The organism is Janthinobacterium sp. BJB304 (assembly GCF_002735765.1).
Classification (GTDB): Bacteria; Pseudomonadota; Gammaproteobacteria; order Burkholderiales; family Burkholderiaceae_D; genus Janthinobacterium.
In genome coordinates, this window is record NZ_PDZN01000012.1 from 150579 (window position 1) to 175161 (window position 24583).

Here is a 24583-nt window from a genome sequence, read left to right on the forward strand (position 1 = left end):
TTAGTTTCTCTCGGGCAATTCAATTCTAGCCCGCTAATTGTAGGCCTTAGCTACCAAAATCCTGTTTTCAATTGAGTATTTACATGTTGGTCACGTTTTATTTTGGCGGATGTTGATGCTGTGTTGAGGTTATTTTTTGCGTAGAAGCGCGAACTTTACATTTTAAGAATAAAAAATATTTTTTGCCGATCACGGGCAATGTCGCGGATAAGCGACGTAATAAATTCCCTCGAATTAAGCTTGTTCGAAAGCTCATGGACAGGGCGAAAACAGCTTCGCCGGAAACCATGGTTTTTATCGCATCGGCGAAAAGGCGTTCGCCGTCGCGTCCCGTTTTTCCCCTGCACCCGGCTGGCATGGCCCTTGCGTCAGGGAGGCATGGACCACCCGCCCGCCTTTCACCGGAGCCTGCCATGACCAGCCGCCTGCTCGCCTATCGTCCTGAAATGGAATTGCCGGAAGCGCCGGGCGTGCTGTCCCTGCAGCACGAAGATGAGCTGGCACTGGCGGCGCAGTTGCTGGAATTGCAGGCGCCGTCCCAGTTCGACGCGTTCCTGGCGCGCCAGTTGGGCGCCACCGCGGCGGGCCAGCAAGTGCGCGGCACGCCGCTGGAAGGGCCGCTGCGCCAGCTGCTGGGCAAGGTGGTGGCGCCCCTGCTGCCCCTGCATGGCGGTTCGCCGCAGGCGCTCAAGCGGCGCGCTGCGGGCATCTTCGGCATGGAACTGGAGGGCTTGAGCCCGGAAGACAAGGAATTCGAACTGGCGCGCCAGGTCGTGCATCTGATCGATGCCGTCAATACGGCGCTGACGCAGGACGGCGGCACGGGCGCGCGCGCGCCCAGGGCGCGGGTGGAAACGGCCCTGTTGCAAGTGGCACGCAGCGTGGCGCCAGGCTTGCTCAGGCAGGCGGCGCAAGCGCCAGGACCGGACGGTGGCCGCTGGCGCCGCGAGGGAGGGCACATCGTCGTGCTCGATTGTTAGCCGGACGGCCAGTCTGTCCGGCGCTGTAGTGTCAACCGAGGTGCTAACTTTTAGGAGCTCATCATGCATGACTTAGATCGTACGACCCTGGAATACGGGCAGGAGATGTCCGGCTTTGAAGCGGAACAGTTCGAGTTTGGCCAGGGCGAGTGGAGCGGCGAGGGTGGCGCGAGCGCCATGTTTTCCGAAGCCGAGGAAATGGAACTGGCCAATGAACTGCTGTCGGTCAGCAATGAAGCCGAACTGGAACAGTTCCTCGGCAATTTCCTGCGCAAGGCCGCCTCGGTGGCGGGCGGCATCATCAAGTCGCCCGTGGGCCAGGCCATCGGCGGCGTGCTCAAGGGTGTAGCGAAAAAGGCGATTCCCCTGGCCGGTGGCGCCATCGGCGGCTATTTCGGCGGCCCGCTGGGCGCCAAGATCGGCAGCGGCCTGGCCTCGGCCGCCGGCAGCGCGCTGGGGCTGGAAGCGGAAGCGTCGTCGAATGAGGACCGCGAGTTCGAGGGCGCCAAGCAGTTCGTGCGTCTGGCCGCCGACACCGTCAACCGCGCCGCGCAGGCACGCGGTTCGGGCGACCCGCGCGCCATCGCCCAGGCGGCTGCCAGCGCGGCGGCGCGCCAGTTCGCGCCCGGCCTGCTGGGCCGCCCCGGCAGCCAGGTCGCCACGCAGAGCGGCAGTGGCGCCGCTGCGGGCGGGGCCATGGCGCAGGGCGACGCGGCAAGGGGCTCGGCGGGCATGCGCCCCTCCAGCGGGCGCTGGGCGCGCCAGGGCCACAAGATCGTCCTGTACGGCGTCTGACATCATGGCCATCGGCGCTTATGCTGCCTGGATGCTGGCGCAGGAGGCGCGCTCGCTGCTGACGCGTCTGGCGCGGCTGGAACCGTTCGCGCTGATCGAGCCGACGGTGCTGGCGGCCGCCCTGATGCCCAGCGCCCAGTCGGCCATCGAAAGCCAGCTGGTGCAGGGCCGGCGTGAATTGCGGCGCATGGTCGCCCAGTTCCAGCACTGGCTGCGGCGCGAGCACGCCGATGGCGCCAGCATGGCCACCGCCGCCGAGGCGCAGCGCCGCTTCACCTTTCTGCGCCTGAAATTCAATGCCGCGCTGACCCAGTTCGACCTGTTCAACGAAGTCATCACGCAGCGCAGCGAGCACAAGACGGGCGTGTGGCTGGCCGGGCTCGACATCGTTGCCGCCGACGCGCTGGCGCTGCCCGGCAATGTGTACCAGGCGCCGCCCGTGATCTGCTACCTGGACCGGGGCCCGGGTGCGGCCATCCGCCGCGCGCGCACGCGCCTGCCGGGCGGCGGCGACAATCCCGTCGCCATCATCCGCCTGCCGCGCGAACGCATGATCGGCAGCAGCATCGCCTCGTCGCTGGTGCACGAGGTGGGCCACCAGGGCGCGGCCCTGCTGGACCTGGTGGCGTCGTTGCGGCCCGTGCTGCAAGCCATGCAGCACGGCGGCAGCGGTCTGGTGCACGTGTGGCAGTTGTGGGAGCGGTGGATTTCCGAGATCGTGGCCGACTTCTGGTCGCTGGCGCGGGTCGGCGTGGCCGCCACCCTGGGCCTGATCGGCGTGGTCAGCCTGCCGCGCGTGTTTGTCTTCCGCCTCAATATCGACGATCCCCATCCGGTGCCATGGCTGCGGGTGCGCCTGAGCTGCGCCATGGGACGGGCTTTGTATCCGCATCCGCAATGGGACCGGCTGGAGCAGCTGTGGCTGTCGTACTACCCGCTGACCGGCCTGCCGCCGGCCCGGCAGCGGCTGCTGGAGCAGCTGCAGGCCAGCATGGCGGCCCTCGTGGGCTTGCTGGTGCAGCACCGGCCACCGGCCTTGCGCGGCGGCTCGCTGGTCGAAGCCATGGCCGTGCACACGCGTCAGCCCGCCATGCTGGCGCAGCTGTTTCGCAGCTGGACCCTGGCGCCGGCGCAGATGTACCAGGCCGCGCCGACCCTGGTGTTCGCCGTGCTGGGCCAGGCGCGCGCCAGCGGTACCTTGAGTCCGGAAGACGAAAGCGAGCTGCTGGGGCGTTTGCTGACCCACTGGGCCTTGCGCAGCACCCTGGACACGTCGGAGCTGTGCGCCGACGTCGTGCGGCATGGCCGCCAGTCCGGCAGGTTGCTGCCGCCCCTGGCATCCCGTTTGATTATCCATTGAGGAGAACGACATGAGCAGCAAGATGAGCAGCAAAAGCAGAGGGGCGGGCCAGGCGGGTCCGAAACACCACGGCGGCAGCATCGCGGTCACCGTACACGAGCAGGACAGCGGGGCCATGGTCGTCAATGCAGCCATCAGCCTGTACCGGGGAGCCGAGGCGGATTGCCACAACTTCAATGCCGCCACCTGGGTGCCTGATCCCGCCATGCTGGTGGGCGTGCGCTGGACGGATGGGCGTGGCGGCACCGTGTTTACCGACCTGATGACGGGCAGTTACGTGGGGGTGTATGGCAATTTCCCCGCCACGGCGCCCCAGTGCGTGACGGTGCAGGCCGGCTGCAGCGCCGTATTGTGCTTCACGCCCCAGCTCAACCCGCAGGTGACGCTGGCGTTTGAAACGGCCGACTGTCATCCCAGCGACTGTCAGTTCGGCAGGGTGGGCGACCGCGCCATCGCCACCGTCTCGTTTGACGGCGATCAGAGCGCCGACGGGCGCGACCAGGTGCAACTGCTGGCCGCCGCGCCGTGGGTGCCCATGCGCGGCACCGCGAACGCGTTTTCCACGCCAGTGCGGCGCGCCGGCATGCACCGCTTCATGGGACAGATGATGCTGTCGCAGCGTCCCGAACTGCGCAACGCCTTGCCCGTGCCGGAAGGGCTGAGCCCGCACGCCATGCTGGCGCTCGACGCGGAATACGAGACGGAAGAGCGCCAGCCGCAGCCCATCACGGGCAACGTGGGCGTGTCGCTGACGCGCACGGAAACGGAGCCGACGGAAGACTTGCCGCTGTGGACCCTGATACGCAACAGTACCGAAGCGATGTTGTTTACCAACTACCTGCATTTCATGGATAGCCTGTTTTGCGGCGACCTGGCCAGCGTACGGGGTTTCGAGCAGGAACGCTTCGTGAAAAAGGCCGACATGTTCCAGCAGCTCAAGCAGCGCCGCGCGCTGCCGTTTTCCGATGCCGATTCCTACCGCGTGCTGAAAGTGGCGACGGAAGCGTTCGTGATGGTCAATTGCGGCGTGCTGAATCAACCGCTGGCCTTCAATCCGGCCGAGGACAACGCCTATCTGGACCGGCGCGACATACCGCAAGGGCGCGACCTGGAAACCGTACTGCGCAACGATTACCTGGAAAACATCGACGGCTTCCAGACCTTGCCCTACCTGGCCGTGATCCGCCGCAAGCTGCCCGACATCCCGATCAGCATCCCGCGCGGCCAGGAAGGCGAGGTCGACCTGTGCTTTGGCATCATCCAGGAAAAGCTGGCCAATCCCTGCCTGCTGGAACTGATCTGGTCGTACTGGCACGAAGAAGGCATGCTGGTGCAGACCATGAACGCCATCGCGCAGCGCTTCCAGAACTTGCGCGCGCCGGGCAACCATCTCGATCCCCTGTCGAACACGGAAATCGACATGCTGCGTCCGCTGAATAATTTACTGTGGGGATACACGCAGGATGAACAGCATCGGCTGACCGTGATGCGCCGGAACTACGAGTATGACCATCACTACGGTGTGCGCCTGGACGGCAAGGCAGTGCAGCACTTCCGGCCAGCCGACAGCCGCTCCAAATTCCTGGAGGCCTTCCACCACTTGCTGCGCCTGCTGACCTCGTTCTACAAGCAGGATGACGACACCACCGTGAAGGCGGACGCCTTCCCGGTGCTGAATGCACTCAAGGAGATCCACCTGATCCTGTCGCAGGGCGCGCACAACCAGTTCGGGGACTTGCCGTCGACGGCGCGCATCGAGATGCTGATGCAGCAATGGATGCTGGCGCGGCCCGAATTCCGCGAATTTTTGCCCACGCGCGTGATGGTCGCGTATCCGGAGCCGTGGATGGACAGGGTCGACGCCATGAAGAAACTGCAGGGCTGGACGGACACGAGCGTCATGCATTTCCGTAACCTGGCCATCTTTGGCGAGCAATTGCTGCTCTCCGTGCGCTACGGCAATTGGAGCGATATCTATGAACCCACGCAGGCGTTCAACTGGGCGCGCTTCTGGCGGCCGCAAGTGCAAGGCTATATCCACGGCTACCGCGCCGCCACCGGGGTCGATCTGTCCGTCGACAGCAGCGACCCGGTGGTTGAAGCGACGATGCCTTCGGTGTTGCTGCGCCAGCGCCTGAGCCAGCAGCTGCGCAGCGTCTAGGGCGGGGGCGGGGCGCGTGCATGCTCGACTTTACCAGTGCCCTGTACCTGGGCATGCGCCATCCGGCGGCCTCGCTGACGCCGTGGAGCAGCCTGACCCTGGGCCAGCCGGCGGCGCTGCGCGAGCCGCCGGGCGCGCAGGCGCTGGCCGCGGCCCTGGCTGCGCTGCAAGGCTGCGAGGCGGCCTGCGTGCTGCCGTCGACCTTGCACCTGTTCTGGGACCTGTTCGGCATGCTGGCTGCCGAGCGGCTGGTGATCCTCGTCGATGGCGGCAGCTACGCCATCGCGCGCTGGGGCGCCGAGCGGGCGCAGGCGCTGGGCTTGCCGCTGCGCTTGTTTCCCAGCGGCGAGATGGCGGCGCTGCGGCGCCTGGCGGCGGCCTGGGGCAGGCAGGGGCGGCGCCCGTTGATCCTGGCCGACGGCTATGTGCCGGGCAGCGACCAGGTCTTGCCGCTGCCCGCTTATGCGGCCCTGGCGCGCCAGGGCGGCGGCTATTTGCTGCTGGACGACACACAGGTGCTGGGCGTGGCGGGCGCGCAAGGCGGCGGCTCGGCGCGGCTGCACGGCTTGCAGGGCGCTTGCGACGAGGCGGGCGGCCATTTGATCGTCGGCGCCTCGCTGGCCAAGGGCTTTGGCGTGTCGCTGGCCGTGCTGGCGGGCAGCGGCGCCCTGCTGCGGCGCTTTGCGGCGCACAGCCAGACGCGCGTGCATGCCAGTCCGCCTTCGGCCGCCGTGCTGGCGGCGGCGCGGCGGGCCGTGGCGCTCAATGCGCGCCACGGCGACGCGCTGCGCGCCCGGCTGGCGGACAGGGTGGCGCAATGGAGGACGGGGATGGCGGCGGCTGGCATCGCTTGCCGGGGCGGCAGCTTCCCCGTGCAGCGCCTGCCCGGGTGCGCCCATTTGCAGCCGGCCTTGCGCGCAGCGGGGGTGCTGGCGCTGGCGCAAGCGGGGGAAGGTCCCGGGGCGCTGACTTTTCTGCTGCGGGCGGACCAGACGTCCGGGCAACTGGAGCAGGCGATGGATTTGCTTGAACATCACACGAGGAGGCGATATGAACGACACGTTTGAAATGCTGCCCTTTGCGGGGCAAGCGGGAGCGGCAGGTGAGTACGAGTGGGAGCAGGAGCAAGAGTGGGCGCAGGAGGGGGAATCCGAGTCCGAGTGGGAGGGCGAGCGCTGGCGGCCCGGCAGCGGGCGCTATGGCGGTGGCGTGCGCGCGCGGCCACCGCTGCGCGGCCCGCGCCGCCCCATGCCGCCGCGCTACCAGGCGAATCCGGCGCGTCGGCCCCCGCGCCCCGCGCCGCCGCCCTTGCCCTACCTGCCGCCGCGCTACCGGGGCTGGGGCGGCTATCCGGCCATCTATCCCACGCTTTATCCTGCACCCTATCCCGTGGCGGAACCCGCGTTTGGAGACCAGCAGGAGCCGGAACCTGACCAGGACCAAGGGCAGGACGACGGCCAGCAGCAGGGCGAGATCCCGCCGACCCTGGCCGGCACCATGGGCCGGGTGCCGGAAGCGGCCGCCCTGAATTACCTGGCGCTGGGGACGCTGGCCAATGCCTTGCGCGATCCGAATGGCCGGGGGCCGGGCCTGTATGTGATCGAATTCGATGCGGGCGGGCGCCGCCGCGCCTACAGCGGCCAGACGGACGATCTGCACCGGCGCCTGCTGCAGCACCGGCTGTGCGGCCAGATGATGGGCGTGGACCTGAGCGGGCATCAGGTGTACGTCGCGCCCCTGTCCTCGGCGGCGCAGCGGCGCCGCATCGAGCAGCGCATCCACGACGACATGTTCGCCAACCAGCGCGGCGTGCTGACCAACCAGCGGCGCGAACTGGAACTGGCCGTACTCGGTGAAATGTGGAGCTGAATGTGGGCCTGACGGCCACGCCTTGACCATTGCGAAGGAGAGCATCATGCACCAACTCGAATGCGCATGCGCGCAATGCCGGCAACGGGCCGGCGCCGCGTTTGAAGTGCTGGAATTCGGCCCGGACTGGCCCGGCAAGGGCGCGGCGCCGGCCGTCTTCGGCGAAGAGGAAGAATTGCAGCTGGCCATGGAATTGCTGGAAGTGGCCAGCGAGGAGGAGCTGGAGCAGTTTCTCGGCAATGTCTTCAAGAGCGTGTGGAAGGGCGTCAAGAAGGTCGGCTCGACTATCGCCAAGGTGGCCAAGCCCCTGGGCGGCGCCTTGAAGGCCGTGGCCAAGACGGCCTTGCCCTTTGTTGGCGGCGCCCTCGGTTCGATGATCCCGATACCGGGCGTCGGCACGGCGCTCGGCTCGGCCCTGGGGCGCGCGGCCAGCAATGCGCTGGAGCTGGAAATGGAAGCCGAGGCGCCGGCCGACCGCGAACTGCAGATGGCGCGCCGCTTCGTGCGCATCGCGGGGCAGGCGGCCCGCCTGGCGGCCGACGGCGATGGCAGTGCGCGCGCCGTCGAGAGTGCGCTGACGCGGGCCTTGCATCAGCAATTACCGCATTTCCGCTCGCCTGCGCCGCAGCAGGAAGATGAAAGCGGGCGCTGGCGCCGGCGCGGCAACCGCATCGTCGTCATGGGCGACTGGAACTGAGAGGCGGCCATGGCGCTGGTCATCGACTGTCACTGCCATGCGGGACCGGGCGACGGCTTGAACGGGCCGTGGGACAGCGATGCGCCGCTGCACGCCTATCTGCGCCGGGCCCAGGCGGCCGGCATCGCCCGCAGCGTGCTGTTCGCCGCCTTCCACTCCGATTATGCGATTGCCAACCACGGCGTGGCGCGCCTCGTCGCCTCCGATCCGCAGCGTTTTTATGGCTTTGCCTTCGTGCATGCGCGGCGCGACCGGGGCCGCATCATGGACCTGGTGCGCACGGCCGTCGAACGCTATGGTTTTGTCGGCATCAAGGCGCACCGCTTTGACGCGCGCATCAGCGGCGAAGTGTGCGACGCGGCCCGTTTCTTCGGCTTGCCCGTGCTGTATGACCCGGCCGGCGAGGTGGCCGTGGCCGAACTGCTGGCGCAGCAGTATCCCGACGTCAACTTCATCCTGCCCCACCTGGGCAGTTTCGGCGACGACTGGGCGGCCCAGCTGGCGCTGATCGACCATCTGGTACGCCACCGCAACATCCATACGGACAGCTCCGGCGTGCGCCGCTTTGATTTGCTGGAGCAGGCCGTGCGCCGCGCCGGGCCGCACAAGGTCTTGTTCGGCTCGGATGGCCCCTGGCTGCATCCGGGGCTGGAATTGCACAAGATACACTTGCTGGGCTTGCCGCCGCTGGATGCGGCGCTCGTCACGGGCGGCAATTTTTTGCGGCTGGCGGGGCTGGCGTGAGGCAGATCACAGGGCGGCTGGCGTGGCCAGAGGTGTCGCGGCAGTAGCGGCTTGCGCCGCGCAGGCGGCCGCCTTGCGGCGTATCTGCAGGGCGCGGTCGGTCACACCGAGGCGGGCGGCGGCGCGCTGGTTGTTGCCGTGTTCCTCGGCCAGCACCAGGCGGATGGCCACGTCGGTGGCGCAGCGCGTGATGTGCGACAGCTTGCAACCCTGGGCCAGGGCGCGCCGTACGGCCGCCTCGAAATGCTGGTCGGGCCAGGCCGGCGCCAGCAGCCGTTCCTCGGGCGGCAGGGCGCCGATGGTGATGGGGCCGGGGCCGCAATGGCGGTGCCAGATGCGCGTGACGGTCTGGCGCAGTTCGCGCACATTGCCCGGATAATCGCGCAGCAGCAGATATTCGCGCACGGCGGCGTCCAGCGGGGGCGGCTCTTGTTGGGCCAGTTCGGCGAGGAAATGCCGGGCCAGCGGCAGAATATCGTCCTGGCGCTCGCGCAGGGGCGGCGTCTGGCAACGCCAGCCGGCGATGCGGTAATACAGGTCGGCGCGAAAGGCGCCGCGCGCCACGTCGTCTTCCAGTTCGCGGTTGGTGGCGCAGACGAGGCGAAACTGGGTTGGCTGCCAGGTATTGCCGCCCACGCGCTTGTATTTGCGTTCCTGGATGGCGCGCAGCAGCTGGGCCTGCAGCGGCAGCGGTAGTTCGCCCACTTCATCGAGGAAGAGCACGCCGCCGTCCGCCAGGGCGAAAGCGCCGTCGCGCGCGGCCGCCGCGCCCGTAAAGGCGCCCCGTTCATGGCCGAACAGTTCGCTGCCCGCCAGTTCCGGCGACAGGGTGGTGCAGTCGAGGACGATGAAGCCGCCGCTGCAGTTGCCGAGGCGGTGGACCAGTTGCGCCAGTAAATCCTTGCCCGTGCCCGTTTCGCCCGTGATCAGCATCGACGCCTGGCTGAAGGCGGCCATTTCCACCACCTGGTGCAGCAAGGCGGTCCAGGCGGCGCTGTCGCCCACCAGCTGCCGGCGCACGGCGCCGGAGGCCAGCAACTGCGCCACGGCTTGCCAGCGCTGCAGGCGCGCCAGCACCTGGTTCGCATCGATGCTGCCCGCCGGCCACAGCAGCACATCGAGCGCGCCTGCCGCCATCAGGGCGCGCTTTTGCGCGCAGCTGGGGGACTGGCCACAGGCGGCAATGGCCAGCACGCGGGCATGGCCGCACAGCGCCGGCAGTGCTTGCAGCAGCGCGGCATCGGTCTCGGCAAACAACACGATGCCCGCTGCATCCTCCTCGCCTTCGTGCCGCCGGGCTATAGTTACCTGAGCCTGCTTCAGGGCCGACATCAGCAAGGCGCCACTGCCAGCCGCCGCCTGCTGCACGATTTCCAGCCACACCTTGAGCATCATATGCCAGCCATCACAGGGCACGAGTCGCCCATCTTAGAAGCCCGATACCCCAGCCGTTTGATCTGGCACAAGCGTGCGCGGAAGGCTCACAATGAAAAACGCCGCCTGACTCACATCAGGCGGCGCTATTGAATGACGTACAACAAACGTCAGAATTAACCGTTTTTAACGAACGTGACGGCGGTGCATCCAATCGTAGCGAGCGGAAGCGAATTGTGGCCGAGAAGCGCAACCGTACTGAAGTACGGTGAGCATCGCAGGCCGCAAGTCGCGACGCGCAGTAGATTGGATGAACCGTTACTGACGGACGCAGTCGACGAAGTAACCGCGCTTGCCATCGACTTCGCGTTTCACCAGACCATGCACATCCGTCTCGAAGCCGGGGAAGCGCTCGTTGAAGTCACGCGCGAAGCGCAGGTAGTCGACGATGGTCTTGTTGAAGCGCTCGCCCGGGATCAAGAGCGGGATGCCCGGTGGATACGGCGTCAGCAGGATGGACGTGATGCGGCCTTCCAGTTCGTCGATGGCCACGCGCTCGATTTCGCGGTGCGCCATCTTGGCGAACGCGTCCGACGGCTTCATGGCGGGGATCATGTCCGACAGATACATTTCCGTCGTCAAGCGCGCCACGTCGTAAGCCTTGTAGAAATCGTGGATTTGCTGGCACAGGTCGCGCAAGCCCATTTTTTCATAGCGCGGGTTGGCCGCCGCGAATTCCGGCAGGATGCGCCACATCGGCTGGTTCTTGTCGTAGTCGTCCTTGAATTGTTGCAAGGCCGTCAGCAGGGTATTCCAGCGGCCCTTGGTGATGCCGATGGTAAACATGATGAAGAACGAGTACAGGCCGCATTTTTCAATGATAACGCCGTGCTCGGCCAGGTATTTGGTGACGATGGACGCGGGGATGCCCGTGTCGCCGAACTGGCCGTCCAGCGACAGGCCCGGGTTGACGATAGTCGCCTTGATCGGGTCGAGCATGTTGAAGCCGGGAGCGAGGTCGCCGAAGCCGTGCCAGTCATCCTCGGCGCGTATCATCCAGTCTTCCTGCTGGCCCATGCCTTCGTCGTTGAAGGTGGACGGACCCCACACCTGGAACCACCAGTCCTGGCCCCATTCCTGGTCGATCTTCTTCATGGCGCGGCGGAAATCGAGCGCTTCCATGATCGACTCTTCCACCAGGGCCGTACCGCCCGGCGCTTCCATCATGGCCGCTGCCACGTCGCACGAGGCGATGATGGAATACTGGGGCGAGGTCGAGGTGTGCATCAGGTAAGCCTCATTGAAGGCGTCCTGGTCCAGCTTGACCGTGTCCGATTCGCGCACGAGGATTTGCGAGGCCTGCGACAGGCCGGCCAGCAATTTGTGCGTGGACTGGGTCGAGAAGATCATCGATTCCTTGGCGCGCGGGCGGTCCTTGCCGATGGCGTGCATATTCTTGTAGAAATCGTGGAAGGTGGCGTGCGGCAGCCATGCTTCATCGAAGTGCAGGGTGTCGATCTTGCCGTCGAGCATTTCGCGCAGGGTTTCCACGTTGTAGATCACGCCATCGTAGGTCGATTGCGTGATGGTCAGAATGCGCGGCTTCTTGTTCTTCGCTTCGCGCGCGAACGGGTTCGCCTCGATCTTGCGGGCAATGCTTTCCGGCGTGAATTCATGCAGTGGGATAGGACCGATGATGCCCAGATGATTGCGCGTCGGCATCAGGAACACGGGAATGGCGCCGCACATGATGATCGAATGCAAGATCGACTTGTGGCAGTTGCGGTCGACGACGACGATGTCGCCCGGCGCCACGGTCGAGTGCCACACCATCTTGTTCGAGGTCGAGGTACCGTTGGTGACGAAATAGCAATGATCGGCATTGAAGATGCGCGCCGCATTGCGCTCGGACGCGGCGACAGGACCCGTATGGTCGAGCAGCTGGCCCAGTTCCTCGACGGCGTTGCAGACGTCGGCGCGCAGCATGTTTTCACCGAAGAACTGGTGGAACATCTGGCCGATCGGCGACTTCAGGAAGGCCACGCCGCCCGAGTGGCCGGGGCAGTGCCACGAGTAGGAGCCGTCGTTGGCGTAGTGCACCAGCGCGCGGAAGAACGGCGGCGACAGGCCGTCCAGGTAGGATTTCGCTTCGCGGATGATGTGGCGCGCGACGAATTCCGGCGTATCTTCGAACATGTGGATGAAACCATGCAGTTCGCGCAGGATATCGTTGGGGATGTGGCGCGAAGTGCGCGTCTCGCCATACAGATAAATGGGGATGTCGGCGTTCTTGTAGCGGATTTCCTCGACGAAGGCGCGCAGCGACTTCAAGGCGTGGTCCGTTTCCTCGATGGAACCGCCGCCGAATTCCTCATCGTCGATCGACAGCACGAAGGCTGACGCGCGCGATTGTTGCTGGGCAAATTGCGACAAATCGCCGTAGCTGGTCACGCCCAGCACTTCCATGCCTTCTTTTTCCATTGCGGCGGCAAGGGCGCGAATACCCAGGCCGGACGTATTTTCAGAACGGAAATCCTCGTCAATGATGACGATGGGGAAACGAAATTTCATGCATGTCTCCAAAAAAGCAAGCCGCCCCTGACAGATGTGAAGGGGCGGACTAGGGCGCGACGGTCAGGCGGTCGTACAACCCGGCAGCCGCAGAAAAAAAATAAGAACGGGATTCTCGCAGAAATGCGGCGTCTGCGGGAAAAAAATATCGCATCAAAGCGTCACAAGCGTACGCTAGCGTGACGCATGGGTATGACAGGGGTATTACAGCAACATTCTGGCGATCGACATCACCTTATCAGGCTTTGCGCTCCAGCGTGACAAAGGCGTAAGGCAGGCCGGATTTCTCCGAAACATGGGCCTCGCGCGCGGTTTCTTGCCACACGGCATGGTCAACGGCAGGGAAAAACGCGTCGCAATCAAAGGTCTGGCCGATTTCCGTGATGATCAAGCGCTGCGCCTGGGCCAGCGACTGCCGGTAAATCTCGGCGCCGCCGATGACGTAGCCTTCGGCCCCATCGAGCAGGGCGATGGCCGCTTCCACCGACGACACCGCTTCCACGCCTTCATGGCGCCAGTCGGCATTGCGCGTGATGACGATGTTGCGGCGGTTCGGCAGCGGCCGGCCGATGGAATCGAAGGTCTTGCGGCCCATGAGGATGGGGTGGCCCGTCGTCAGGCGTTTGAAATGCGCGAGGTCTTCCGGCAGTTTCCACGGCAAGGTGTTGTTGATGCCGATGCCGCCTTGCTGGTCGGTGGCGACGATGATGGTCAAATGGCTCATTGCTTCTGTCAAAGTGGTGGGGGCATGGCCCGATGCCCGTCATTATCGTTGAAATTGCCGGCAGCCTCCAGATGCGCACGCATGGCTTGCGCCAGCTCGCTTGGTGCTTCCAGCGGAATCATGTGGCCGGTATTGTCTTTTAGTAAGTGTAAGGTGGCTTGCGGCAGGCGGGCCGCCATGGCGCGCAAATCGTCGGGATGGACGAGCTTGTCGTCTGCGGCGCCCACGATCAGCACGGGGAAATCGAGTTCCGGCAGGCGTGCCATCAGGTCGGGGCGGTCTATCGTGGTGATGAATTGCGCCAGCAGCACGTCCTTGCCCAGGTCCAGGCCCATTTGCTGGATCAGGCCCGTGATGGCGGCATCGTCCAGGTGCGACGGGTGCAGCAGTTCACGCAGGCGCTGGCGCGTGATGCCCGCATAGGCATTGCGCTCGAGCATGGCGACGATGCGCTGGCGCGCTTCGATTTCCGCCGGCAGCAAACCTTTGGCGGAATTGGCGATCAAAGTAAGGGACTGGACACGCTGCGGGTGCGCCAGCGCGTGTTCGAGCGCCAGGTAGGCGCCCAGCGAAAAGCCCACCAGGTGGGCTTGCGGCGCACTGTGGCTGGCGATCAGCTCCTGCATTTGCGCGCGCGTGCGTGCCTGGTGCAGCGGCACGTGCCGTAGATCAAAGGCGCCGCCCAAGGCAGGCGCCAGGCGCGACCACAGGCGTTCGTCGCACAGGGTGCCGGGGATGCAGTCGAGTCGTATCTTGTTCAAGGACAAACCTGGAGGATAGTGAAATTTTTTGTCGAGCGGCATTATCCGTCATTTTGCGCATATGGGCAGAGGCACGGTATTTTCCGCATGGCATTATTTTCAATAGTGCGCGGCTGACAAGCAGGAACTTTATGGTAGGCTCATGGCTCATCAAGCCGGAGTACCGGCGAGGTGACCTGAAACACCGAATGCAACCCACACATTAAAGAGGAAACACCATGGCGATCAGTTTGCAAAAAGGCGGCAATGTCAACCTGAGCAAGGAAGCTCCTGGCTTGAAGAAAATCGTGATTGGCCTGGGCTGGGACCCGCGCGCCACCGATGGCGCCGCTTTCGACCTGGACGGCAGCGCCTTCCTGCTGAAAACGGATGGCAAGGCCCGTTCCGACGCTGATTTCATTTTTTATAACAACCTGAAGTCGGCTGACGGCTCCATCGTCCACGCGGGCGACAACACCACGGGCGGCGGCGACGGCGATGACGAGAAAATCGCCGTCGACCTGGCCAACGTGCCGGCCGACATCGACAAGATCGCCGTGGCCGTCACCATCCACGATGCGGAAAACCGCAAGCAAAACTTCGGCATGGTCGGTAAGGCTTACATCCGTTGCCTGAACGGCGACAACGGCACCGAAATCGCCCGCTACGACCTGTCGGAAGACGGCTCGACGGAAGCGGCCATGATCTTCGGCGAAATCTACCGCGCCGGCAGCGAATGGAAATTCAAGGCCATCGGCCAGGGCTTCAAAGGCGGCTTGGGCCCCTTGGCACGTTCTTTCGGCATCAACGCCTAATAACACCTGTCAAAACCTACTGCGCGTCGCGATTTGCGGCCTCCGATGCTCACTGTGCTAAAGCACAGCTCCGCGTCTCGGCCACAACTCGTTGCCGCTCGCTACGGTTTTGTCAGGCGTTGCATTGTAAAAAAGCGGCCCATGGCGGCGTTGCGCCGCCATGCACGTTCCGTACTATTCGTACTGTCTTCGGACGACGCGCCTTGCCCTGGGCCGTTGTCCGAAGCTCCCACACCTGAATACATAATCCCATGGAAAACCTGATCAAGGGGCAGCGCCTGGCGCTGTCCGGCCTCGTCACGGGCAATGTCGTGCAACTGGGGCTCGCCAGCGCCGGCGTGCCGCTGGATTTCGCCTGTTTCGGCCTCGATGCCGCTGGCAAATTGTCCGACGACCGCTACATGACTTTCTTTAACCAGCCGCGCACGCCGTGCGGCGGCGTGGAAACATCGGCGCCGTCCGGCGATGCGGCAGGCTTCAGCTATCAGCTGGACCGATTGCCTGCTTCCATCGATCGCCTCGTCGTCACGGCCGCCATTGATGGCGCGGCCACCATGGCGCAGCTCGGCAGCAGCTACCTGCGCCTGCTCGACGGCGGGCGCGAACTGGCCCGCTTCGCCTTTGCCGGGTCTGATTTTGCGCAAGAAAAAGCCGTCATGCTGGGCGAGTTCTACCGCAAGGACGGGGGCTGGCGCTTCATGGCCGTGGGCCAGGGTTTCAATGGCGGCCTGGACGCACTGGTCGCGCATTTCGGCGGCGAAGTGGCGCAGGCGGACGCGGCACCGGTGCCGGCGCCCAAGATTTCCTTGTCGAAAATTTCGCTGACCAAGGCGGGGCAGACGCACAAGGTGTCGCTGGAGAAGGGCGCGGGCGCGCCGAGCAAACTGACCGTCAAGGCCACCTGGGTCGATAACGGCGATGGCGATGACGATAACGACGATCTCGACTTGCGCGTCGGTATCCTCTTGCCGAACGGCCAGATGCGCTTCATCCAGGCACCGGACGCGGCCGGTAACTTCGACAGCATGCCTTTCGTGCGCCACCTGGGCGACGTGGCGGGCGCATCGGGCAAGGAGCCTGCCACGGAAACGGTGGAAGTCAATCCTGCGCTGGCGCAACACTACGGCGGCACGGTGGGCCTTGTCTTCAGCGTGTATTCGGCAGTGGCCAATGGCGCCGTGTCGGTAGCCTCCATGCGGCCGAAGATGGTCATGCAGTATGGCCAGCAGATCGTCGAGTGCGACTTCGATTTCCGCCTGTCCAAGGCGGCCGACGACGATTCCGTCTACACCTATGTGATCGGCATGGCGCGCGTCACGCCCGACAGCATCATCCTTGAACCGTCGGGCAAGACGTCGGAGCCCGGCAGCGAAGCGACGCCGTGGCTGAGCTGGCAGGGCGAGAGCCTGCAACTGGCCTTCAACGGTCCCGTCGTCTTCAAGGGCGAGGACAAGGAAGATGAAGATGATTGCAATGCGGACAATCCACGCCGCTACATTGCCTAGGAGACACTGATGGAAACCTTGTCCAAGGGTCAGCGCTTGCCGCTGGCCAATCTCGTTCCCGATGGCGTCTTGCAGGTCGGCGTCGCCGCGCAGGGCTTGGCGCTCGACGTGGCCTGTTTCGGCCTCGATGCGGCCGGCAAGCTGTCCGACGAGCGCTACATGACTTTTTTCAACCAGCCGCGCACGCCGTGCGGCGGCGTGGAAGCGCGCGCCGGCAGCGGCGGCGACATGGCCGAGTTTGCCTTGCAGCTGGCGCGCTTGCCGGCCGGAATTGACCGCCTCGTCGTGACGGTGTCCATCGATGGCGGTGGCGTGATGTCGCAGTTGCAAGCCGGCCACGTGCGCCTGCAGGCGGGTGGGCGCGAGCTGGCACGCTTTGTCTTTGCCGGGTCTGATTTTGCGCAAGAAAAAGCCGTCATGCTGGCAGAAATTTACCGCAAGGATGGCGGCTGGCGCTGCATGGCCGTGGGCCAGGGTTTCAATGGGGGACTCGATGCGCTGGTGCAGCATTTCGGCGGTGAAGTCGACCAGACAACCCCTGCCGCTCCTGCCGCGGCGGCTTCGGCCGTCATGCAGGCGAAGATCAACCTGGAAAAGCGCGTCGAACGCGAGGCGCCGCAACTGGTCAGCCTGGTCAAGCAGGCGGGCGTGTCTTTGCAAAAAGTGGGCCTGTCCGAGCACCGCGCCAAGGTCTGCTTATGCCTCGATATTTCCGGCTCCATGGGACGGCTGTACAAAGAGGGGCTGGTGCAGCGCTTTGCCGAGCGCATCCTGGCGCTGGGCTGCAAGTTCGACGACGATGGCGAGATCGACGTTTTCCTGTTCGGCAAGAATGTCCACCATCCGGCACCGATGGCCTTGAGTAACTGCAATACCTACGTAGGCCAGGCCATACAGCGTCATCCGCTCGAAGGCGACACGCGCTATGGCGCCGCCATGCAGGCGATCCGCGCGTTTTATTTCCCAGGCAAGGCCGGCGGCGAGCGCACGCGGCCCGTCGCGGCCGAGCTGCCCGTGTACGTGATGTTCGTCACCGATGGCGGCACCAGCGACCAGGCGACGACGGAGAAACAGTTGCGCTGGGCCAGTAACGAGCCCATCTTCTGGCAATTCATGGGCATCGGCAAGGGGCGCAAGTCGAAAAGCAAGTTCCTCGCCGCCTTTGCCGATTCCGATTTCCCGTTTCTGGAAAAGCTCGACGAACTGCAGGGCCGCCTGGTCGACAACGCCAATTACTTTTCCGTCAGCTCGCCCGACGAGCACAGCGACGCAGAACTGTATGATTTATTGATGACGGAATATCCGGGCTGGCTGAAACTGGCGCGCGGCAATGGCTTGCTGAGCTAGCTGAAGAGCAGGAGCGTCGCATAGCTGTTGCGCAGATACCGCATCTGACTTGATACTAATCATAAAAGATTGCTCTGAAGCAGCAATTTATGCGATGCTTGAGCATATCGCATCATCCAAAAAGAAGCTGTCATAGACGACAGCCTTCCACATCCGCCCAGACCCGCAGTTGTGCCTGTACGTGTTTTGTCTGCTATTGCCTGGAACTCCCGCCCACATACGTCGAGAGAACTGCGCAAGGCCGCGACAAACTCCTACTATTTTCCGTGTCGCCTCGCTTGGTGGCACGCTGACAAAGCACATTGAATAGAGGTTTGTATGAACCATATCTATCGCGTTGTTTGGAATGCCACGACCGGTTTGTGGCAGGCGGTTTCGGAATTCGCTTCCGGGCGGACTAAATCGACTACGTCGCGCACGCGCCGTCGGCAGACGGCAGTTGCGCTGCTGGCAGGTGCCGCGAGTGGTATCGCCGCCGCTGCTGGTCCCTTGCCCACGCACGGGCAGCTTGTAACAGGCCAGGCATCGGTGGCTTATGCAGGAAAGACGATGACGGTCAACCAGTCCAGCCAGAAAGCAGCGCTTGACTGGACATCCTTTTCCATTGGACAAGGTCATACAGTCAACTTCGTGCAGCCTTCCGCCTCTTCGGTCGCACTGAACCGCGTGGTGGGCGCCGACCCATCGATTATCCAGGGTGCACTGAATGCGAATGGCCACGTGTTTTTGGTCAATCCCAACGGCGTGCTGTTCAGTCCAACGGCACAAGTTAACGTAGGTGGCCTGCTGGCATCCACATTGTCGATGGGCACCGATGATTTTATGGCGGGCCGCTACCAGCTCGCGGGCAAGAGCACTGGCACGGTCGCGAACCAGGGCACCATTAATGCCACTGCCGGCGGCAACATCGTGCTGGTGGCGGCCCGGGTACAAAATAGCGGACAGATCGGAGCCGAACGCGGCAATGTCCTGTTCGGCGCCGGCAGCGAAGTGCTGGTCGATTTTGGCGGCCCCGTCAAGTTGCAGGTGCAGAAGGGCGCAGTCGACGCGCTGGTCGAAAACGGCGGCGCGATCCGTGCAGACGGAGGCAAGGTGCTGATGACGGCCAAGTCCGCCGGCGAGCTCACTGGCTCGGTGATCAACAACACCGGCATTATCCAGGCGCGCACGCTCGCGACGGGCAAGCGCGGCGAGATTTTGCTGCTGGGCGACATGCAGTCCGGTACCTTGCATGCCGGTGGACTGCTGGACGCCAGCGCGCCGCATGGCGGTAACGGCGGCGATATCGAGACTTCGGCGGCCCATGTCAATACGGCACCGGATCTCGTTGTCAATGCCGGCGCGGCCGCAGGCAAGGGTGGCGACTGGCTCGTCGATCCCTACGATTACACGATCAACCTGGCCGCGGCTACCACCATTACCGGCGCGTTGAACCAGGGCACGAACGTCACCATAACGACCCAGGCGCCGGGCGGCACGGGCGTGACGGGCAGCGGCAGCGGCGATATCACGGTATCCAGCCCGATCGCCAAGACCGCTGGCGGCGATGCCAGCCTGACCTTGCGTGCCGACCGCAACATCGTCGTGGGTGCCGACGTCACGTCGACATCGGGGAGGTTGAACCTGACGCTGTCGGCAGGCAATGCAGCGGGCGCCACGACAGGCGGCGTCAACGTTGCCGGCAACTTGTCCTCCAATGGCGGCAATATCCTCGTCGGAGGCGCCAACGGCAGCGTGAACGGCAACATCGCCTATGCGCTCAACACCAGTTCCAGCACCCCCGCCATTATTATCGGCACCGGCAAAGCCATCGATTCAGCCGGCGGGGATATCACGATCAACGGTCGCTCGCTCGTCGGCTCAAACAATGGCAGCTACGGCGGCGCGACGGCCGGCGTGTACATCCAGTCGAATGCCACGATCCGGTCGGGTAGCGGCAATCTGCTCATTAACGGCGAGAGCACTGGAGGCATCAAGACGTTTGGCCTGGCATTCCAGGGCGGCTCGAACACGGTGACCACGCTGGCTTCGTCCACTACTGGCGGCACGATGCTGCTGAACGCGGTCAACGCCACGCCAGGCAACTATACGTCTGCCGACCTCAGTGCGGGAGCCATTGGACTGGTCTCATATGGAAGCCGTGCCCAAGTTGTATTCCAGGGCCCGTCGGTCGCCGGCTGGCTGGTCTATGTCAACGGCGCGCCCCAGTTGTCGGCCTACACGCAGGCACCTCAGCTGTCCAGCTGTTCGGCACAGCTGCCCAATTGCGGGACGATGGTCGTTCCGGGTTCCAACAACAGCTACCTCTACGCGACGTATCAAGCCGTCGACATGGCCACGCGCGCGCTGTTCATTACCCAAGCCGGTTCCGGCAGCAAGATCTACGATGGCAATACAGCGACCTCCGGCCTGACGTATTCGGCCACCACCGACATTGCTAACTTTTCGGTGTCGAATCTGGTTCCGGCGCCTGCCTTCGCTACCACCAGCAAGAACGTCGGCACGTATACCAAGCTCGTGGCTGCATCGGCCAACCCCACCAATTACACGACGGGCGGCACGACGTATGCGGTCGGGTATTTCAACACCGGCAGCTTTTCCATAACGCAAAAACAGCTGACGCCCAGCGCCGCCGACAAGGTTTATGACGGCAACACGACGGCTGCAGTGTCAGTGGCCGGCGCGATCGCAGGCGATGTTGTCACGGCCAGCGGCACGGGTACTTTCGGTGCCAAGAACGTGGGCACGTACTCCGTCAATATCTCGGGCATTACGCTCGGCGGCGCGGACATGGGCAACTACAGCCTGGCAGCTAACTCCGCCAGCGCTACGGCGCAAATCACTGCGCGCACGGTCACACTTGGCGGCACCAGGACGTACGATGGATCGGCTGCTTTCTCGAGCGTCATCCTCGGCAATCTGGTCGCCGGCGAAGACCTCGGCGTGAGCGGCGCGACCGCCAACAGCGCCAACGCCGCTTCCGCGCGCTGGATCACGACGGCGTCGCTGCTCAACGGCGTGGGCGGCTTGGCCAGCAACTATCAGCTTCCCGGACTGGGCGCGGCCAGCGCAAGCAATGCCGTGTTCATTACGCCCAAGGCGCTCACCGTCAGCGGCATTAGCGCAACAAGCAAGGTCTACGACGGCACCACGGCGGCCACACTGTCGGGGGGAACTCTATCAGGCATGGTCGGTAGCGAGACGCTGAACCTGGGCGCTATTGCCGGTGCGTTTGCCAGCAAGGATGTCGGCACGGGCAAGGCGGTGAGCTTGTCGACAATATCGCTAACGGATGGCACGGGTTCGGCCTCGAATTACACGTTCTCGCAGCCTGCAGGCGTCACGGCCGACATCACGCCGAAGGCGCTGACGGTGTCCGGCATCACCGCCGCCAGCAAGGTCTATGACGGCAGCACGGCTGCCACGGTCAATGCATCGAACGTCGTGCTCACGGGCCTGGTCGCCGGCGATGCGGTAACGGTCGGCGCGACCGGCGCCTTTGCCGACAAGAACGCCGGCAACGGCAAGACGGTGATACTGACCAGCTCGCATGGCGGCGCGGACGCGGGCAACTATGCGATCACGGACCAGGCGAGCGGCACGGCCAGCATCACGACGAAGGCGCTCAGCATCACGGGTGTATCGGCCGCGAATAAAATCTATGACGGCGGCACGGCGGCTACGCTGACTGGCGGCACGCTGTCCGGGCTGGTCGGCAACGAAACGCTCGCCTTGGGCGCATTGACGGGCACGTTTGCCGACAAGAATGCCGGCAACGGCAAAACCGTGACCGTGAGCGGCGGCCAGCTGGGCGACGGCACGGGTCTGGCAGCCAACTACAGTGTCACTGCACCGGCCGGCGTGACGGCGACCATTACGCCGAAGGCGCTCAGTATCACAGGCGTGTCGGCCGCGAATAAAATCTATGACGGCGGCACGGCGGCCACGCTGAGCGGCGGCACGCTGTCGGGCCTGGTCGGCAACGAAACCCTGGCACTGGGCGCATTGACGGGCGCATTCAGCGACAAGAATGCCGGCAGCGGCAAAACCGTGACCGTCAGCGGCGCCCAGCTGGGCGACGGCACGGGTCTGGCAGCGAACTACAGCGTGATTGCGCCGGCCAGCGTGACGGCGGCCATTACGCCGAAAGCGCTCAGTATCACGGGCGTGTCGGCCGCGAATAAAATCTATGACGGCGGCATAGCGGCTACGCTGAGCGGCGGCACGCTGTCGGGCCTCGTCGGCAACGAAACCCTGGCACTGGGCGCATTGACGGGCACGTTTGCCGACAAGAATGCCGGCAGCGGCAAAACCGTGACCGTGAGCGGCGGCCCGCTGGGCGACGGCACGGGTCTGGCAGCCAACTACAGTGTCACTGCACCGGCCGGCGTGACGGCGGCCATTACGCCGAAGGCGCTGAGCATCACGGGTATTTCGGCCGCTCATAAAATCTATGACGGCGGCACGGCGGCCACGCTGACTGGCGGCACGCTGTCGGGCCTCGTCGGCAACGAAACCCTGGCACTGGGCGCATTGACGGGCACGTTTGCCGACAAGAATGCCGGCAACGGCAAAACCGTGACCGTCAGCGGCGGCCAGCTGGGCGACGGCACGGGCCTGGCGGTGAACTACAGCGTGATTGCGCCGGCCAGCGTGACGGCGACCATTACGCCGAAAGCGCTCAGTATCACGGGCGTGTCGGCCGCGAATAAAATCTATGACGGCGGCATAGCGGCTACGCTGAGCGGCGGCACGCTGTCGGGCCTCGTCGGCAACGAAACCCTGGCACTGGGCGCATTGACGGGCACGTTTGCCGACAAGAATGCCGGCAGCGGCAAAACCGTGACCGTGAGCGGCGGCCCGCTGGGCGACGGCACGGGTCTGGCAGCCAACTACAGTGTCACTGCACCGGCCGGCGTGACGGCGGCCATTACGCCGAAGGCGCTGAGCATCACGGGTATTTCGGCCGCTCATAAAATCTATGACGGCGGCACGGCGGCCACGCTGACTGGCGGCACGCTGTCGGGCCTCGTCGGCAACGAAACCCTGGCACTGGGCGCATTGACGGGCACGTTTGCCGACAAGAATGCCGGCAACGGCAAAACCGTGACCGTCAGCGGCGGCCAGCTGGGCGACGGCACGGGCCTGGCGGTGAACTACAGCGTGATTGCGCCGGCCAGCGTGACGGCGACCATTACGCCGAAAGCGCTCAGTATCACGGGCGTGTCGGCCGCGAATAAAATCTATGACGGCGGCACAGCGGCTACGCTGAGCGGCGGCACGCTGTCGGGCCTGGTCGGCAACGAAACCCTGGCACTGGGCGTACTGACAGGCGCATTTGCCGACAAGAATGCCGGCAACGGCAAAACCGTGACCGTCAGCGGCGGCCAGCTGGGCGACGGCACGGGCCTGGCGGCGAACTACAGCGTGATTGCGCCGGCCAGCGTGACGGCGGCCATTACGCCGAAAGCGCTGAGCATCACGGGTATTTCGGTCGCGAATAAAATCTATGACGGCGGCACGGCAGCCACGCTGACCGGCGGTGCGCTGTCCGGGCTGGTCGGCAACGAAACCGTGACACTGGGCGCATTGACGGGTGTGTTTGCCGACAAGAATGCCGGCAACGGCAAAACCGTGACCGTCAGCGGCGCCCAGCTGGGCGACGCCAGCGGCATGGCGGCGAACTACAGCGTGACCGCGCCGGCCAGCGTGACGGCGGCCATTACGCCGAAAGCGCTCAGTATCACGGGTGTATCGGCCGCGAATAAAATCTATGACGGCGGCACTGCAGCGACGCTGAGCGGCGGCACGCTGTCTGGCCTCGTCGGCAACGAAACCCTGGCACTGGGCGCATTGACGGGCACGTTTGCCGACAAGAATGCCGGCAGCGGCAAAACCGTGACCGTGAGCGGCGGCCAGCTGGGCGACGGCACGGGTCTGGCAGCCAACTACAGTGTCACTGCACCGGCCGGCGTGACGGCGACCATTACGCCGAAGGCGCTGAGCATCACGGGTATTTCGGCCGCTAATAAAATCTATGATGGCAGCACGGCGGCCACGCTGACTGGCGGCACGCTGTCGGGCCTGGTCGGCAACGAAACCGTGACGCTGGGCGCATTAACGGGTGCGTTTGCCGACAAGAATGCCGGCAGCGGCAAAACCGTGACCGTCAGCGGCGGCCAGCTGGGCGACGCCAGCGGCCTGGCGGCGAACTACAGCGTGACCGCGCCGGCCAGCGTGACGGCGGCCATTACGCCGAAACTTGTTACCGTCAGCGGTCTCGCCGTTGCCGACAAGACGGCTGACGGCACGACGACGGCAATGATTGCAACGCCAGGAACGCTTACAGGGCTCGTCGCCAACGATACCGTTAAGCTCGATGCCAATTCGGCATCAGCGAAATTCGCACAAGCATCCCCCGGTACTGCCATTCCGGTCAGCGTCACCGGCCTCACTTTGAGCGGTGCAGATGCCGGCAATTACCTTATCCCTGCGTCAAGTTCAAGCACAGGCAGGATACTGACGGCACCAGCCCGGGCAAACTCGACGGCAACGGCAACGGCAACGGCAGCCGCGGCGACGATTACGCCGCAGGCGGCGGGTATTACGTCGTCGTTTGCCGCGCCCGCGGTCGGCGGGCTGGCCTATGTCGCCGTGGCTGAAAGCGTGACTGCGCCGCAGTCGGGGACAGCACAGACTGCCATGAGCGATGGGACGGGCGCTAACGCGGCACCGGCCAGCACCACGCGGCGGCGCCAGTCGTCGACCCAAGGCGCTGGTGCCAACCGCGATGCCAAATATCTCGATGTGATGGTCGTATCTGGCGGCATCCGCATGCCTGCCAGCGCAAGCAGCGATACCTCCAACGCCCCGGCGCCGAATAATCTCTGACATCTTCAGG

General features: G+C 64.6%; 17 protein-coding genes. 12 read left to right on the forward strand and 5 right to left on the reverse strand.

Annotated features, from left to right (window positions below; genetic code table 11):
- Nucleotides 1–97: 97 nt before the first annotated feature.
- Complete coding sequence (locus CSQ95_RS29165) at nt 98–415, reverse strand: hypothetical protein (protein WP_143449987.1); 318 nt, start codon at nt 413–415, stop codon at nt 98–100.
- Between CSQ95_RS29165 and CSQ95_RS16015 the strand changes: the two genes are divergently transcribed.
- The 8 genes from CSQ95_RS16015 to CSQ95_RS16050 all read left to right on the forward strand — a co-directional run bounded on the left by CSQ95_RS16015 (nt 414) and on the right by CSQ95_RS16050 (nt 8606).
- Entirely contained in the window at nt 414–980 is a 567-nt protein-coding gene (locus tag CSQ95_RS16015) for a hypothetical protein (RefSeq protein WP_070224459.1), read from the forward strand. The genes CSQ95_RS29165 and CSQ95_RS16015 overlap by 2 nt on opposite strands.
- Before the next feature lie 63 nt (nt 981–1043).
- The gene (locus CSQ95_RS16020; RefSeq protein WP_099410205.1) at nt 1044–1775 is read left to right on the forward strand and encodes a hypothetical protein; all 732 of its coding nucleotides are present in this window, start codon (nt 1044–1046) and stop codon (nt 1773–1775) included.
- A 67-nt stretch (nt 1776–1842) separates the two neighbouring features.
- The gene (locus CSQ95_RS30080; RefSeq protein WP_373632156.1) at nt 1843–3135 is read left to right on the forward strand and encodes a hypothetical protein; all 1293 of its coding nucleotides are present in this window, start codon (nt 1843–1845) and stop codon (nt 3133–3135) included.
- A 10-nt stretch (nt 3136–3145) separates the two neighbouring features.
- Nucleotides 3146–5296, forward strand: coding sequence for a hypothetical protein (locus CSQ95_RS16030; RefSeq protein ID WP_099410206.1), 2151 nt, complete (start codon nt 3146–3148; stop codon nt 5294–5296).
- A gap of 20 nt (nt 5297–5316) precedes the next feature.
- Nucleotides 5317–6363, forward strand: coding sequence for an aminotransferase class I/II-fold pyridoxal phosphate-dependent enzyme (locus tag CSQ95_RS16035; protein ID WP_099410207.1), 1047 nt, complete (start codon nt 5317–5319; stop codon nt 6361–6363).
- Nucleotides 6347–7165: a GIY-YIG nuclease family protein gene (locus tag CSQ95_RS16040; RefSeq protein ID WP_099410208.1), complete on the forward strand. Its 819-nt coding sequence runs from the start codon at nt 6347–6349 to the stop codon at nt 7163–7165. Before CSQ95_RS16035 ends, CSQ95_RS16040 begins: the two co-directional genes overlap by 17 nt.
- Before the next feature lie 46 nt (nt 7166–7211).
- Complete coding sequence (locus CSQ95_RS16045) at nt 7212–7862, forward strand: hypothetical protein (protein ID WP_099410209.1); 651 nt, start codon at nt 7212–7214, stop codon at nt 7860–7862.
- Between the two features lie 9 nt (nt 7863–7871).
- Nucleotides 7872–8606, forward strand: a complete 735-nt coding sequence (locus tag CSQ95_RS16050; protein WP_257218071.1) for an amidohydrolase family protein — start codon at nt 7872–7874, stop codon at nt 8604–8606.
- Between the two features lie 6 nt (nt 8607–8612).
- Here the strand turns inward: CSQ95_RS16050 and CSQ95_RS16055 are convergent, their stop codons facing one another.
- From CSQ95_RS16055 to CSQ95_RS16070, 4 genes are all read right to left on the reverse strand, one after another.
- Nucleotides 8613–10001, reverse strand: a complete 1389-nt coding sequence (locus CSQ95_RS16055; protein ID WP_218963614.1) for a sigma-54 dependent transcriptional regulator — start codon at nt 9999–10001, stop codon at nt 8613–8615.
- Nucleotides 10002–10298: 297 nt separating this feature from the next.
- On the reverse strand, nt 10299–12551 hold the full coding sequence (locus CSQ95_RS16060) for an arginine/lysine/ornithine decarboxylase (RefSeq protein WP_070224452.1): 2253 nt from the start codon (nt 12549–12551) through the stop codon (nt 10299–10301).
- Nucleotides 12552–12789: 238 nt separating this feature from the next.
- A complete protein-coding gene (locus CSQ95_RS16065; protein WP_099410210.1) occupies nt 12790–13275 on the reverse strand; it encodes a dihydrofolate reductase in 486 nt (161 codons plus the stop codon).
- An 8-nt stretch (nt 13276–13283) separates the two neighbouring features.
- Entirely contained in the window at nt 13284–14036 is a 753-nt protein-coding gene (locus CSQ95_RS16070; protein WP_257218072.1) for an alpha/beta fold hydrolase, read from the reverse strand.
- A 218-nt stretch (nt 14037–14254) separates the two neighbouring features.
- Here CSQ95_RS16070 and CSQ95_RS16075 point away from each other — a divergent pair, with 218 nt between their 5' ends.
- The 4 genes from CSQ95_RS16075 to CSQ95_RS16090 all read left to right on the forward strand — a co-directional run bounded on the left by CSQ95_RS16075 (nt 14255) and on the right by CSQ95_RS16090 (nt 24573).
- Complete coding sequence (locus CSQ95_RS16075; protein WP_070291613.1) at nt 14255–14830, forward strand: TerD family protein; 576 nt, start codon at nt 14255–14257, stop codon at nt 14828–14830.
- 251 nt (nt 14831–15081) lie between these two features.
- Nucleotides 15082–16335: a TerD family protein gene (locus tag CSQ95_RS16080; protein ID WP_099410212.1), complete on the forward strand. Its 1254-nt coding sequence runs from the start codon at nt 15082–15084 to the stop codon at nt 16333–16335.
- A gap of 9 nt (nt 16336–16344) precedes the next feature.
- Nucleotides 16345–17682 (forward strand): VWA domain-containing protein, encoded by a 1338-nt coding sequence (locus CSQ95_RS16085; RefSeq protein WP_099410213.1) that lies wholly within the window; start codon nt 16345–16347, stop codon nt 17680–17682.
- Between the two features lie 318 nt (nt 17683–18000).
- Complete coding sequence (locus CSQ95_RS16090; RefSeq protein WP_099410249.1) at nt 18001–24573, forward strand: YDG domain-containing protein; 6573 nt, start codon at nt 18001–18003, stop codon at nt 24571–24573.
- Nucleotides 24574–24583: the final 10 nt, after the last annotated feature.

Coding starts and splice junctions, on each gene's coding strand:
- CSQ95_RS16015 (WP_070224459.1), top strand. CDS start 414: ATGACCAGCCGCCTGCTCGCCTATCGTCCTGAAATGGAATTGCCGGAA.
- CSQ95_RS29165 (WP_143449987.1), bottom strand. CDS start 415: ATGGCAGGCTCCGGTGAAAGGCGGGCGGGTGGTCCATGCCTCCCTGAC.
- CSQ95_RS16020 (WP_099410205.1), top strand. CDS start 1,044: ATGCATGACTTAGATCGTACGACCCTGGAATACGGGCAGGAGATGTCC.
- CSQ95_RS16030 (WP_099410206.1), top strand. CDS start 3,146: ATGAGCAGCAAGATGAGCAGCAAAAGCAGAGGGGCGGGCCAGGCGGGT.
- CSQ95_RS16035 (WP_099410207.1), top strand. CDS start 5,317: ATGCTCGACTTTACCAGTGCCCTGTACCTGGGCATGCGCCATCCGGCG.
- CSQ95_RS16040 (WP_099410208.1), top strand. CDS start 6,347: ATGAACGACACGTTTGAAATGCTGCCCTTTGCGGGGCAAGCGGGAGCG.
- CSQ95_RS16045 (WP_099410209.1), top strand. CDS start 7,212: ATGCACCAACTCGAATGCGCATGCGCGCAATGCCGGCAACGGGCCGGC.
- CSQ95_RS16050 (WP_257218071.1), top strand. CDS start 7,872: ATGGCGCTGGTCATCGACTGTCACTGCCATGCGGGACCGGGCGACGGC.
- CSQ95_RS16055 (WP_218963614.1), bottom strand. CDS start 10,001: ATGATGCTCAAGGTGTGGCTGGAAATCGTGCAGCAGGCGGCGGCTGGC.
- CSQ95_RS16060 (WP_070224452.1), bottom strand. CDS start 12,551: ATGAAATTTCGTTTCCCCATCGTCATCATTGACGAGGATTTCCGTTCT.
- CSQ95_RS16065 (WP_099410210.1), bottom strand. CDS start 13,275: ATGAGCCATTTGACCATCATCGTCGCCACCGACCAGCAAGGCGGCATC.
- CSQ95_RS16075 (WP_070291613.1), top strand. CDS start 14,255: ATGGCGATCAGTTTGCAAAAAGGCGGCAATGTCAACCTGAGCAAGGAA.
- CSQ95_RS16080 (WP_099410212.1), top strand. CDS start 15,082: ATGGAAAACCTGATCAAGGGGCAGCGCCTGGCGCTGTCCGGCCTCGTC.
- CSQ95_RS16085 (WP_099410213.1), top strand. CDS start 16,345: ATGGAAACCTTGTCCAAGGGTCAGCGCTTGCCGCTGGCCAATCTCGTT.
- CSQ95_RS16090 (WP_099410249.1), top strand. CDS start 18,001: ATGAACCATATCTATCGCGTTGTTTGGAATGCCACGACCGGTTTGTGG.